A 12,455-nucleotide genomic window follows, 5' to 3' on the forward strand; every position below is an offset into this window, starting at 1 on the left:
GGCGAGACGGACAATGAGGTGCGATGAACGTAACAAACCGGAGTTCTTCTTTAAGAAGGGCTCCGGTTTGTTAATAACTGAGTATAATTACGCGTGAAATTGTTGACCGTCCAATACTTCCTTCACGTAACCGGCGCGAATGACATAATCGCCCAAGCGCTCGCCGATCTCGCGTTCTTCTGCGTACTGCTTCATGATCTGGCGAAGAGAGTCCAGAATCTCAGCCTCCCCGATGTTCTCTTTATAAAGCTTGTTCAGCCGGTGTCCGGAGAATCCGCCGCCCAGGTACATATTGTATTTACCCGGTGCCTTACCGATAAACGCGATTTCGGCCAGCATCGGTCTAGCACAGCCGTTCGGGCATCCTGTCATTCGAATGACGATGTCCTCTTCGCTCAGTCCGTTCTCTTCCAGGATCGGGTCGATTTTATCCAATAGCGTCGGCAAATATCGCTCGGATTCGGCCATGGCCAATCCACAAGTCGGCAAGGCTACGCATGCCATGGAATTTCTGCGCAGCGCAGTATAATGATGGCCGTCCGTCAGCCCGTAACGCTTGATGAGTTCTTCAATCTTCTTCTTTTTGTGGCTGCTGATATTGGCAATGATCAGATTCTGATTGGCCGTCAATCGAAAATCGCCATTATGGATTTGGGCGATTTCGCGAAGACCCGTCATCAGCAGGTAATCGGCATCGTCTTTCACGCGCCCGTTCTGGATGAACAGCGTGAAATGCCATTTGCCGTTGCTGCCTTTTACCCAGCCGTAACGATCGCCGTTATGATCGAAATGGAACGGCTTTGCCTCCTCCAGCTTCCATCCCAGACGGCTGGTCAGCTCGTTAACGAACCAATCGATTCCGCGGTCATCAATCGTATATTTGAAACGAGCATGCTTGCGCACTGCGCGGTCTCCGTAATCACGCTGAATCGTCACCGTTTTCTCGGCCAAGTCCACGATCTGCTCGGGTTTGCAGAATCCAATGACTTTCCCCACTTGAGGATAGGTTAGCGGATCACCGTGCGTCATTCCCATGCCGCCGCCTACCGAGACGTTAAAGCCTTTTAATTTGCCTTCCTCCACGATCGCTATGAAGCCGAGGTCCTGGGAATACACATCGACATCGTTGGAAGGCGGCACGGCCATCCCAATCTTGAATTTCCGCGGCAGGTACACCGGGCCGTAGATCGGCTCCTGTTCCTCTCCATTCTGCGTGCTGTCCACGATCTTCTCGCCGTCAAGCCAAATCTCATGATACGCACGCGAACGCGGATCGAGATGACTGCTGAGCATGCGTGCCCACTCGTATACCTCCGAATGAATTTCGGATTGATCGGGGTTCGGATTGCACATGACATTACGGTTAACGTCACCGCAAGCGGCCAACGTGCTAAGCATGGCTTCATTGACTTCTTTAATGGTGCTCTTCATATTCCACTTCAATACACCGTGGAGCTGGAAGGATTGACGCGTTGTCAATCGAATCGTGCCGTTTGCATACTTCTGGGCTACGCGGTCCATCATCAGCCATTGCTCCGGCGTCACGACGCCGCCCGCGGCGCGTACGCGCAGCATGAACTGATAAGCGGGCTCCAGCTTTTGCTTGTGCCGTTCGTTTCGCAAGTCCCGGTCGTCCTGCATATAGCTGCCGTGGAATTTCATCAATCGGTTATCGTCTTCGGGAATCGATGCCGTAATGCGATCCTCCAACGTTTCTACAAGACTGCCCCGCAGATAATTGCTTCGACGCTTGATGTCCTCGACATCGCTATGCGGCGCACTATTCGGTGATACAAGGTTATTATCAGACATGTTCCTTTTCTCCTCTCGAAAACCACAGGGATGACCTCAATACACATCCCGCTGATAACGTTTCTGTTGCTGCATGAGCGTCAGATATTCCGCAGCTTCTTCCGGACTCATCCCGCCTTCTTGTTCAAGAATGGACCCCAGGGCGGAGTGCACGTCATGAGCCATCTTTTTCTCATCGCCGCATACATATACGCAAGCCCCTTCTTGGAGCCACTGGTACAGCTCCTTGCTGTTCTCCAGCATCCGGTGCTGCACGTACACTTTCTTGTCCGTATCCCGTGAGAAGGCAACATCCATGCGAGTCAACACCCCATCCTTCAACCAGCGCTGCCACTCGATCTGGTAGAGGAAGTCCGTCGTGAAATGCTGATCGCCGTAGAACAGCCACGATTTCCCTTCGGCTCCCGTCTCTTCCCGTTCCCCCAGGAAAGCCCGAAAAGGGGCCACGCCCGTGCCGGGTCCAATCATAATAATCGGGGTGTCCGGATTCTCGGGGAGTTTAAAGTTCGGATTATGCTGAATGTATACCGGCAATGAATCGCCAGCTTCCAGTCGTTCTGCCAATTGTACCGAGCACACCCCGTAGCGGTTACGGCCATGTGCTTCATAGCGGACCGTCCGAACGGTAACATGGACTTCATCCGGAAACGCTTTGGAGCTGCTTGCGATCGAGTACAGACGAGCCGGAATCTTGCGCAGAATGGATACAAAATCGCTTGCCGCCACTTGCTGCAGCCCATAATCCTGTACCAGATCCAGCAAATCCCGTTCCTCGATATAGGCACGAAGTTCCTGCTCATGTCCAGGCTCCAGCAGTTTCCGAAGCCCTTCGCTCCCCGACAGCTTAGCCGCCTGTTCAATCAGAGGTTTCGTGAGAACCGTGATTTCATAATGACGGAGCAAGGCATCCCGCAACGTCCGCGCTTCGCCACTTTTGTTCACAACGACCGCTTCGTCTGCATTCCATCCCATGCCAGCGATGAGATCATCTACCAGCTGCGGATGATTTTCCGGATAAATGCCTAAACTGTCGCCAGGCTCATACTGCAGATTCGATCCTTCAAGCGATATTTCGATATGACGGGTTTCCCGGTCAGACCCTCTTCCGTTCAAATTCAAATTTTCGAGGATTTCGGCTTGAAACGGATTACTTCTCGAATATTCCGATTCCGTACTGTCGGTCAGGGCTACCGCGCTTACATGTTCAACAGCGGACGATCCCGCTCCGGCCTCATTCAACGATAGGAGGACCTGATTCATCCATTCCGCAGCCGATTCATCAAAATCCACGTCGCAGTCTACTCTTGGCGTCAGCCGCTTACCGCCCAGTTCCTCGAGGCGCTTGTCGAAATCTTTACCCGTTTGGCAGAAAAATTCATACGAGGTATCCCCCAGCGCCAGTACGGAATATTGAAGATTCTCCACCTGAGGTGCCCGCTTGCTATGCAGGAACTCATAGAATGGAATCGCGTTATCCGGCGGTTCGCCCTCTCCGTGCGTACTTACAATAATGAGGAGATTCTGTAATTTCTTCAGGTTGTTCGGCTTGAAATCGCTCATCGAGGACATGGTGACCTGCAATCCGACTTCTTCAAGCTTCTTCGATAACTTTTTCGATAATCCATGACCGTTGCCCGTCTGGGACCCATATAGGACGGTGACTTCTTTAGGAGCTGACACGACCGGTGCCGATACGGCCGCCGCCGCACTCGCTTGCGGTGAAGCAGCAACTGCCGCAGCGGCTGCCGTTCCCTGCAAAGCAGCGATAAAACCGCTCAGCCACGTCCGCTGGGATTCCGTCAGTGTAGGCAGTAAGCGATTCAGCAATTCCACTTGTTCCTGATTAAAAGGACTGTTCGTTACTTGAAGTTCCAACAATATCCACCTCTCAAAAGCGCACATTATTAATTCCTACTATTGCGATACAATTAATTTTATTGCTCCTCTGAACCTATCACAGCTTACGGGACCGGTCAATTACAATGTTCTTATAGCATTTATCAGTTTTCCTGATAAATCGGTTTTCCCGACGTTTACTGGATAAAAGCAAGCCGAATTATGGAATATCGCCATCCCCGAATGGTAATGATACCAATGATAAGGAGGAAGACATCGGATGCACAATCAAGACTGCAATTTTACGCCGCTGAAACGCAAATTAAAGGAACAGCTCTCGGATATCACGGGCCACCTGCAGCAGGTTATCGTCAATTTGGATCAAGACGGCTCCTGCCTGCTAGGGGAGCTGGACTCGATACGAACCAAGTTCATGGAAGCCGAATCGATTTCATCAACGTATTATCTCAATTGTTTTCTCTTCCCCTTCACCAGCAAATATCAAGAAATCGCGAAATCTGTATACCATCTCAGCCAAAAAAATCTGGGTGCGTTGATTGTTATTCAACGCGAGGACGGCCTGGATTCCTTAATAACGCCCGGCATTCCCTTGTCGGCAGAAATCACGAGCCCCCTGCTTGAATCCATATTCGTTCCGGGCAGTCCGCTCCACGATGGAGCTGTGCTCGTGCGCAAAGATATGATTATTTCGGCTGCGAACGTGCTCCCGTTAACCGCCAAAACCTACGGGGATCGCAAGCTCGGAACCCGTCACCGTGCAGCCATAGGCCTGTCCGAGATCAGTGATGCCTTGGTCCTCGTTGTATCGGAAGAGACCGGAAGAACCTCCTTCTGCATGGAGGGCACAATGTATCCTTTATCCATCAGCAGCCCCTAGCGCATTGGCTGTTGATTCATTCTGCTTCCTAATATAGCAAATGAAGAGTAACCCTTCCTGACCGAAGCCGGCATATCTCATTAGACTAAACCTTGAAAAAAAGAGCCGCAGATGCTGAGTCTGCGGCTCTTTTTGTGGATCCAACCGATGGTGGAGCTTTATGCAAAGGTATAGGTCCAGAATCGCTCCGTTCCGAAGCGCTGCTCCACTTCCTTGGCCTTCATCTGTTTCTTGCCAACCAGCTCGGCTGCTTGGAATTGAGAGCGATGAGCTTGAATGGAGTTCAGCTTCTGCACCATAAACATGGATACGTCTTGGTAGACATCCGGTTTACCCAGTTCCTGTTCACAGTTGTTGGAGAAAGCCAGACATTGGACCACCGGTCTTTCTTCGGCAGGCATCCGACCAATCGTTTGAATGACGGCAGCGCCTGTTGCATCATGATCGGGGTGTACGCTGTATCCAGGGTAGAACGTGAACACCAGCGATGGCTTGATCTCCTGAAGCAGAGAAGCAATCACGCCGTCCAGTTTGTCCTGATCCTCGAACTCAATTGTTTTATCATGGAAACCAAGCAATCTCAGATCCTGTATGCCGATGGCTTTGCAGGATTCTTCCAGCTCCGCTTTGCGTATCGTTGGAAGCGTAATGCGATTCGCGAAGGGAGGAATGCCCATATTGCGGCCCATTTCCCCCAGCGTTAAACACGCGTAGGTTACATGTGCGCCTTCAACAATATATTTAGCCAGCGTTCCGGACAAACCAAAAGCCTCGTCATCCGGATGCGGCAATACGACCAGTATGTTTTGCTCCATCGATCCTCGTCTCCTCTCTCTATTAAAAAGGTTCCCGGCTCAGCTGCAAAGCGACAACCAGTTTCCCCTGACTGTCATGACCCGCCATGATGAGCCGTTCGGTGTCCGTCTGCTCGAAGTGGGTGAGTCCTTCCGTATATACCCAGCCTTGGCCCATCTTCAATCCGACCCGGTAAGGTCCGTTGCCGGATATGGAACCATGACTGTAACGAATGGTTGCGTTCGTTATAAAATTAGCCGCCGGGTGTTTTGAGCTGTCATAATGGGCAGCATAGGCGCCTGTCGTCATCTCAAGATGAATATATAAATCCTGATCCTTCAATTTATCAATCATTTGCTGTACTTCAGTTTGATTTATGAGTTCCATATTTCCCTCCAATATAAAGAATCACTACGCCATAAGCAGTCGATATGATAATTCTATCATAATTAATGAGCAGGACGAAAACCCTCAAAACCGATGAACAAGATTATCTCTCGGCAAAGAGAGTTGCGTATTCCGGCTGTGCCGCATAAACGCTTAGCTCGTGCTCAGATATAACCGTATAGCCTTCCCGACGCAGAAGAGCCGTAGTCACGCCATAACCGGCCTGTTTCACATTGTCAAATTCTCCGTTATAAATCATGGCACTTCCGCAGGAAGGACTTCCCTCTTTCAGGACGATCAGCAAGGCTCCAAGCTCTTGTGCCATTCGAAGAGCCTGGTATGCACCTTGGATATACATCTCGGTCACGTCTCTGCCCGATAGCTCCACCACTCTGGCATTACCCGCCAGTACATCATCCCCGTTCCCTCCAACGATCTCCGCAGGTTCTCGAGGGATGGTGAATCCACCCAGCAGTTCGGGACATACGGTTACGGCTTTCTTCGCTTCTACAAGCAGCTGAATATTCGTATCCATGCTGTCAGTCGCATTATAGCGAACTTTCATACCGGCTAAACAAGAGCTTACAACAATCACAGATGCCACCTCAAATCTTTCGTTCATACAAACTTACAATCGAAGCCGTTCGCCCTCATTCAAGTATCATGAATCTGAACTCAAATGTCAACGAAATGCAATGAAGAGCTGCCGTGGTGTTCGGAAGCCCTTAATGCCAAAAGTGTATCCATTTTACGAACCAAACCACTTCTCCAACATGACTCATCTCACCATGGGAGCAACCCTCTTTAGGAAATGATTCATTAATATCGGCAAGGAAATCAGAATCGGCGGATCGTCCAGCCGGGGAACGTGGAGCGTAACATGAAGATGCGGCGTCCTGGCGTACGGCTTTACGATAACGGGCTCCTTTGAACGGGTACGCAGCGTAGTGGACTGAGGAAGCAGGAAATCGACCGCCAGCATGCCCCATGGTACCGAAGTAGCCATCAAATAATAAGTGCCGGGTCTGACGTCGGTAAAACGAAAGGAGCCGACGGATGAAAGCAAAGTACCGTATAGGGGAAACCCTTCGGGGATCGGCTTGGCAAACAGCCCGATCAAAATCACGCCCTGAAAGGGAGCCGCGGCCTCGATCGTGCCTTCAACCGTCAAATCGGGATTATCTACCGGCATGGACTCGCGCCAGCTGTTCAGCTTCTGCAGGGCTAACAGATGCTCGTCGGCCTCCTCCTTCGAGTTCCGGAATTGCGAAGGGGTCACCCCCACCCTCTCCGTGAAGCGTGTCGTAAACGTTCCCAGACTCTGCTGGCCGATCTCCATGGCGATATCCCGTATGCTTAGATGGGTATGTAACAGCAAATCCTTTGCCTTCTCCAGGCGAAGCGATGAAACATAATATAACGGAGGCAGCCCGATTCGATCCTTGAATATACGCGAGAAGTGATATGGGCTGTACCCTATGTAATCCGCAAGCGTTGATAACGGGAGAGGCTCGTAAATATTCTTGTGAATATAAGCGATTACTTCATCGATTTCAGCATATCGATCAGTCATCAGGTCTGCACCATCTTTCATACCGGATATGTTATGTATGGATTCCAATTCATCTCTCTCGAAGAACAATTGTTCGCATTCATACTATCATATCCATCTAAAAAATGGAAGCATTTGCAATGCTATATTCACGAATTAAATAATTAAAATTGCAACTAAAAAGCCGCGCTGGTTGCACGGCTTTCATCATCTTAATCCAAATCCGGAATATGGATTTCCACTTCTTTTTTGCTTTGGGAGGATCGCAGAATACCGTCCAGTATCGCTTGATTGCGAAGCACCTGCTCACCCGGAATCGGCGCCGGCTTGCCTTCGCGCACCGCGCTAACGAAATCCTTGATTTTCTCCTGGAATACATTCAGCTCATGGCTGATCAGCGGTATTGCGCTTTCGGTATGATGGCCCTGGATATCGTGAAACAAGGAAATCGATCCTACCTTCCCGTCCCATACACCGCTCCAAGGGCCTGAGCCTGCAGGCGTAATCTTCATGCCCGCATCCGTCCCAAGGAACATCGTTGCCCCGAGCGTATCCATATGCATAGCCCAGGATGTTTTAAAGTTAAGCACAAGGTCGCCTTCAAACCGAATGATGGCTACCCCGAAATCCTCTACGTTAAACGCTCCGGCTTCCGCATGGTATTTGGGATTCGTCCCGAAATAATTCGACGTATAAGCGGATACCGTTAATGGCTTGGGATATCCCAGGGCGTTCAGCGCCATGTCCAGGGAATAGCATCCGATGTCCGCCATAGCGCCTGCCCCGGCGATTTCCTGGCGAACAAACGTGCCGCCTGGCATTCCCCGTCGGCGGCCGCCCCCGGTTTCCACATAGTACACTTTTCCAAGCTCGCCGTTCTGGATCAAATTCTTAATGATGCCCATGTTCGGGTCATATCGCGGCTGGAAGCCTACATTAAGCATATTCCCGGTCTTCTTCGAGATTTGAACCATCTCGATCGCTTCATCCAAAGTGACCGACATCGGTTTTTCAAGCATAACGTGTTTGCCCGCCGACAGCGCATCGATCGTCGTACGGTAATGAGCGACGTTCGGCGTACAGATGCTTACGCCGTCCAGGTCAAGATCCAACAATCTGCGGTGGTCATCGAATCCGATGGCTCCCTGCAATCCCCAGCGCTCAATAAACTGATCGGCTCTGCCGGGTAAAATATCAGCTACGGCAACAATTTGCACATCGTCAATTTGTTTATAGTACTTTGCATGCTCCCCCGCAATGCCGCCGCTTCCAATAATTCCAATTCGAATGGTTTTGCCCATGGCTGATACTCCCCCTACAATTTCACATTCATGGCTCGGTATGTTGTTGGCGTATATCCGTATCTCTTTCGGAAAACGGTATGCAGATAACTGCCGCTGGAGAAGCCTTCGTGAATGGCGATTTTGTCAATCGACCAATTGGTATCAATCAGCTTCCTGCACACGGCTTCCAGGCGGACATGCTCCAGGATCTCGCTGAAGGACTGACCTTCCGCTTGCTCCTTGAATATCCGCTGCAGCTGTCTTGAGCTGATATGCAGCTTCTCTGCGACGTCATCCAGCACAACCTCCCCCGAAGAATTCGCATGGATATACTCCAGCGCCAATTGATAACGGTAAGCCTTCATATCGCGCGAAGGCAGCTCCGCTTCCGATGGCTCGGATTCATATGCGCGCACAGCGCGCAGCAATATCTGAATAAGGCATTGCTTGATCGTTGTGTACAGACCCGAATATTTCTCCTGCGAAGCCTGATAAGCCTCAAGAAAATAAGGCATCGCGCGATGGATGTCCATCGTCGGCTTCATCGGCAATTCTCTCAGCTTCTCCATGCAGTCATCGGCTTCCGCCATTTCCCAAGGATCCGAAACAGGCAGTGCCGGGCTCTCAGGCTCGGAAATCTCATCGCGGGGAATGATGTCGACGTGCAGGCATAATTCGTCCATCGGTTCCGCGGTATCCGCTTCCTGATAATGAAGCACGTTCGGACCCGTTAAATAGAACATCCCTTCCCGCAGCGCATACGGCTCATCCTCCATAATAACGGTCCCCTTGCCGCGGGGTATGAAATGAAATTCATACTCCGCATGCTTATGGAAGGAGACAATCTTCCCGGGCGGGAAGGTGGTGAGATGAAACCGAAGGACCCGGATCTCGTAACGTCCCCAATAGACCCTAAGATCAAGCCGCTCCAAGGCATCCTGCCGCTCTTTCATCATTTCGTATGGAAAATGGTTATTCATCCCGGTGCATCATCCCTGTATCTTATGCTTGAAGTTCATCCAATCTTACAGCACGATGCTCCTTGGCCGAACGATTGGCTGCCTCCATCAATTTGGTCAATTCAACCGCATATGCGATATTTTCTTCGGCAACGGTATCTTCTTGAATATGAGAAATCCATTGTTCAAAAGCACTTGCGCGGTTCGCCGGTACCGGCAGCTCAACCCAAGCATCCTTGTACTCTTCTTTTTTCGTTGAACGAATCAGAAGCTTGCTATCCGGCGTACCGTACAGGATGGTTCCATCCGTGCCATGAATCTCGATCGTGAACGGAGAGAAGTTGTTAACGAATCCGGCTTCCACCACGCCGACGGCACCCGCCGCCGTAGAGAGCGTGGCAACGGCGTTGTCTTCTACCTCTTTGCCCGTTATGTATCCGAAATTCGCTTGGACGTCAATGGCTTCCTCGCCAAGGAACAGGCGCGTCAAATACATCGGATGGCAGCCCAGATCGATCAGGGCACCCCCGCGGCACTCCTCCAGGCTGTAGAAATGCTCAGGCAGCCAACCGGCGGTTGCGCCATTATGGGACAAGCGAACGCGAACGAGCGTCACGGTTCCCAGCAATTCCTGCTCCAATACCTCACGGATCGCCAGCGTATAACCGTCATTCAGCCGCGGTAGCGATACCGTGAATTTGACCTGATTCTCCTTCACGGCTTTAATGATATCATTGACCTCCTGAAGGGTTGCAGCAATTACTTTTTCCGTGAAAATATGCTTGCCTGCCGCTGCGGCCTTCAACATGACTTCTCTGTGCATGGATGTCGGAGCATCCACGATCACGGCATCAATATCGTCGCTTTGCAGCATGTCATCCAGCGATTCATGAAAACGCACGCCTTGCTTCTCGGCGGCTTCTCTTCCCCGCTCCGGATTCTCATCCCATACCGCTACGATCTGAGCATCGGGATGCTCCTGCGCTTGTTTCGTATAATCCCATGCGTGCACATGCCAATAACTAATTTTTCCGATTCTGATCATTCTAGTCACCTCAGTATCTAATATTAAGACATCATGCCATTAATCTATCACACGTACCGCCTGATTCACAGTGTAAAATTGCGACAAACAAGTTAGAAATCACGACATGGCCGCACACAAAGAACCCCGTCGTATGACGGAGTTCGATGTGATTTCGACTAAAATCCCAATCGTTCTCTGGCTGACGTGATGTGGGAAATGTGGTGATTCCCATGCCATGCATACATGCCTGCGGCGTATTCCAAACTCGTTGTTCGCTGGTTTTCGGGATGGTAGAACGTTCTCAGATAGTCCCCATCCTTCATATTCTCCAATAATGCGACCCATCTGGCATGTAATCCGTCGATCAATGCAAGCGGAGCCTCAATGTCTTGTGTCAATGAATCGTGCAGGGCAGCCCATTTCTGTTCGTCATACGGTTTAATCGTCGGGTTCTCTTCCGTCAACGCAAGTTTAAACCGGATATAGCTGTTCATATGACTGTCAGCAAGATGGTGAACAACCTGGCGGATCGTCCAGCCGCCCTCGCGATAAGCCGTATCCAGTTGTTCGTGGCTTAACCCTTGGACCGCTACCCTCAGCTTCTCCGGCATTCCCTTAATCTCTCGGACCCAGACCTTCCTGTGCTCAGGCGACGTGCTGCCTCCCCAGTCAAACTGTCCTATCGGATACCTCAAATCCATGTTCCCTCTCTCCCTTCCATTATGTTTGAGATCATTCCATGTCATGATTTTAGCATCTCCGCCGAAAAATAATAGTGTCTGCACTCCTGATGGATGCTGCTTATTTCCCGTCGAAAAGGCCCTCGGCATCTGCCAAGGGCTTCTCTCCTGCTACATAACTGGAATGTGACTACATGGAGCCCAGTATTCCTTCGATTTCGTTCATCTGTCCAGCCGTTAAAGGTCCAAAAGCAACGGCTCCTATTAGTTCTTCCGCTTGCCTTCTCGTTTTGAAACCCGGTATCGGAATCGCCGCACGGCTTCTTCCCCAAATCCATGCTAACGCTCCTTGCACTAAAGTACGGTCTTCACTCGTTAAAATCTCCCGCACCGCTTCAAGTTTAGCGAGGAACGACGGTACGGCTTTCCCCTCCTTGAAATAGGCGACCCAGTCGTGACCGCTTCCACGCACATCTTGATCACTGAATCGGGTGTCCTGATTAAATTTCCCGCTTAACAGCCCCATTGCCAAAGGCGTATTATTGATGCTCGCCAAACCATGACGTTCGCAAAGGGCAAGCATCTCCTTATCGTCGCTGAGAACATTCAGCACGTGCTGAATGGCTGCCGCTTCGGATCGCTCCGCAAATAACTCGGCATTGGCCGTATCCCAGGTACTCCAGCCATATGTACGGATCAGCCCTTCTTGACGAAGACCGTTTAAGGCATCTATCACCGTTTCCACCTCATCCAGTCGTAATCCGCCTACATGAATCTGATAGAGATCGATATAATCCGTATCGAGTCGCTGAAGAGACCGCTCACAAGCGTAGCGGATATAATCCGGCGTAACATTATAACGCGTAAAAACTTTCTTCGTTGTTTCATCATAGGTATATCCGAATTTGGTGGCTATCACGGCTTCGTGCCGCTTTCCTTTTAATGCGCGGCCAAGCACCCGTTCGCTATGCCCGGTACCATAAACGTCTGCCGTATCAAAAAAGTTAACGCCCCTCTCCAGGGCCGCATGAATCCCTGCAACGGATTCACGTTCGTCCACCTCGCCCCATCCGTCGGACAAGCCGTCCAACGTAAAATTCCCGCCCATTGCCCAGCAGCCTAAGCCGAGCGGGCTTACCGGGATTTGCGATCTGCCTAACGTTCTATCCATGATAGTTCCTCCCTTTTCGAATTGGTTCGCCTTCATTATAATTAGGAAAATGGTT

The 12,455-nt window shown here is 50.7% G+C and carries 12 protein-coding genes; 1 reads left to right on the top strand and 11 read right to left on the bottom strand.

Features of this window, described 5'->3' with window-relative positions; all coding sequences use genetic code 11:
• Positions 1-87: 87 nt before the first annotated feature.
• On the bottom strand, positions 88-1,812 hold the full coding sequence (gene cysI / locus MHI43_RS18925) for an assimilatory sulfite reductase (NADPH) hemoprotein subunit (RefSeq protein ID WP_036660933.1): 1,725 nt from the start codon (positions 1,810-1,812) through the stop codon (positions 88-90).
• A 36-nt stretch (positions 1,813-1,848) separates the two neighbouring features.
• On the bottom strand, positions 1,849-3,687 hold the full coding sequence (locus MHI43_RS18930; protein ID WP_036660935.1) for an assimilatory sulfite reductase (NADPH) flavoprotein subunit: 1,839 nt from the start codon (positions 3,685-3,687) through the stop codon (positions 1,849-1,851).
• 241 nt (positions 3,688-3,928) lie between these two features.
• Here MHI43_RS18930 and cdaS point away from each other — a divergent pair, with 241 nt between their 5' ends.
• Positions 3,929-4,546: a sporulation-specific diadenylate cyclase CdaS gene (cdaS, locus tag MHI43_RS18935; protein WP_015735928.1), complete on the top strand. Its 618-nt coding sequence runs from the start codon at positions 3,929-3,931 to the stop codon at positions 4,544-4,546.
• A gap of 158 nt (positions 4,547-4,704) precedes the next feature.
• Here cdaS and bshB2 read toward each other — a convergent pair whose 3' ends face one another.
• The 9 genes from bshB2 to MHI43_RS18980 all read right to left on the bottom strand — a co-directional run bounded on the left by bshB2 (position 4,705) and on the right by MHI43_RS18980 (position 12,400).
• Positions 4,705-5,361, bottom strand: a complete 657-nt coding sequence (bshB2, locus tag MHI43_RS18940; protein WP_036660938.1) for a bacillithiol biosynthesis deacetylase BshB2 — start codon at positions 5,359-5,361, stop codon at positions 4,705-4,707.
• 22 nt (positions 5,362-5,383) lie between these two features.
• Positions 5,384-5,728: a YojF family protein gene (locus MHI43_RS18945; protein WP_015735930.1), complete on the bottom strand. Its 345-nt coding sequence runs from the start codon at positions 5,726-5,728 to the stop codon at positions 5,384-5,386.
• Between the two features lie 103 nt (positions 5,729-5,831).
• Positions 5,832-6,323: a DUF523 domain-containing protein gene (locus MHI43_RS18950; RefSeq protein ID WP_036661055.1), complete on the bottom strand. Its 492-nt coding sequence runs from the start codon at positions 6,321-6,323 to the stop codon at positions 5,832-5,834.
• Between the two features lie 183 nt (positions 6,324-6,506).
• Complete coding sequence (locus tag MHI43_RS18955) at positions 6,507-7,301, bottom strand: helix-turn-helix transcriptional regulator (protein ID WP_036661057.1); 795 nt, start codon at positions 7,299-7,301, stop codon at positions 6,507-6,509.
• Positions 7,302-7,492: 191 nt separating this feature from the next.
• Positions 7,493-8,581: a Gfo/Idh/MocA family oxidoreductase gene (locus MHI43_RS18960; protein ID WP_015735933.1), complete on the bottom strand. Its 1,089-nt coding sequence runs from the start codon at positions 8,579-8,581 to the stop codon at positions 7,493-7,495.
• A 14-nt stretch (positions 8,582-8,595) separates the two neighbouring features.
• On the bottom strand, positions 8,596-9,543 hold the full coding sequence (locus tag MHI43_RS18965; RefSeq protein WP_015735934.1) for an AraC family transcriptional regulator: 948 nt from the start codon (positions 9,541-9,543) through the stop codon (positions 8,596-8,598).
• Positions 9,544-9,565: 22 nt separating this feature from the next.
• A complete protein-coding gene (locus MHI43_RS18970) occupies positions 9,566-10,567 on the bottom strand; it encodes a Gfo/Idh/MocA family oxidoreductase (RefSeq protein ID WP_015735935.1) in 1,002 nt (333 codons plus the stop codon).
• A 158-nt stretch (positions 10,568-10,725) separates the two neighbouring features.
• On the bottom strand, positions 10,726-11,250 hold the full coding sequence (locus tag MHI43_RS18975; protein ID WP_036661060.1) for a YfiT family bacillithiol transferase: 525 nt from the start codon (positions 11,248-11,250) through the stop codon (positions 10,726-10,728).
• Positions 11,251-11,419: 169 nt separating this feature from the next.
• Positions 11,420-12,400: an aldo/keto reductase gene (locus tag MHI43_RS18980; RefSeq protein ID WP_036660942.1), complete on the bottom strand. Its 981-nt coding sequence runs from the start codon at positions 12,398-12,400 to the stop codon at positions 11,420-11,422.
• Positions 12,401-12,455 lie beyond the last annotated feature (55 nt).

Origin of the sequence: Paenibacillus sp. FSL H8-0457, from assembly GCF_038051935.1 — a bacterium.
Classification (GTDB): Bacteria; Bacillota; Bacilli; order Paenibacillales; family Paenibacillaceae; genus Paenibacillus_AQ; species Paenibacillus_AQ lautus_A.

What these genes read in the sequence shown, in the direction of transcription:
- bshB2 (WP_036660938.1), bottom strand. Translation starts at nt 5,361, where the DNA reads ATGGAGCAAAACATACTGGTCGTATTGCCGCATCCGGATGACGAGGCT.
- cdaS (WP_015735928.1), top strand. Translation starts at nt 3,929, where the DNA reads ATGCACAATCAAGACTGCAATTTTACGCCGCTGAAACGCAAATTAAAG.
- MHI43_RS18945 (WP_015735930.1), bottom strand. Translation starts at nt 5,728, where the DNA reads ATGGAACTCATAAATCAAACTGAAGTACAGCAAATGATTGATAAATTG.
- MHI43_RS18955 (WP_036661057.1), bottom strand. Translation starts at nt 7,301, where the DNA reads ATGACTGATCGATATGCTGAAATCGATGAAGTAATCGCTTATATTCAC.
- MHI43_RS18975 (WP_036661060.1), bottom strand. Translation starts at nt 11,250, where the DNA reads ATGGATTTGAGGTATCCGATAGGACAGTTTGACTGGGGAGGCAGCACG.
- MHI43_RS18965 (WP_015735934.1), bottom strand. Translation starts at nt 9,543, where the DNA reads ATGAATAACCATTTTCCATACGAAATGATGAAAGAGCGGCAGGATGCC.
- cysI (WP_036660933.1), bottom strand. Translation starts at nt 1,812, where the DNA reads ATGTCTGATAATAACCTTGTATCACCGAATAGTGCGCCGCATAGCGAT.
- MHI43_RS18960 (WP_015735933.1), bottom strand. Translation starts at nt 8,581, where the DNA reads ATGGGCAAAACCATTCGAATTGGAATTATTGGAAGCGGCGGCATTGCG.
- MHI43_RS18980 (WP_036660942.1), bottom strand. Translation starts at nt 12,400, where the DNA reads ATGGATAGAACGTTAGGCAGATCGCAAATCCCGGTAAGCCCGCTCGGC.
- MHI43_RS18970 (WP_015735935.1), bottom strand. Translation starts at nt 10,567, where the DNA reads ATGATCAGAATCGGAAAAATTAGTTATTGGCATGTGCACGCATGGGAT.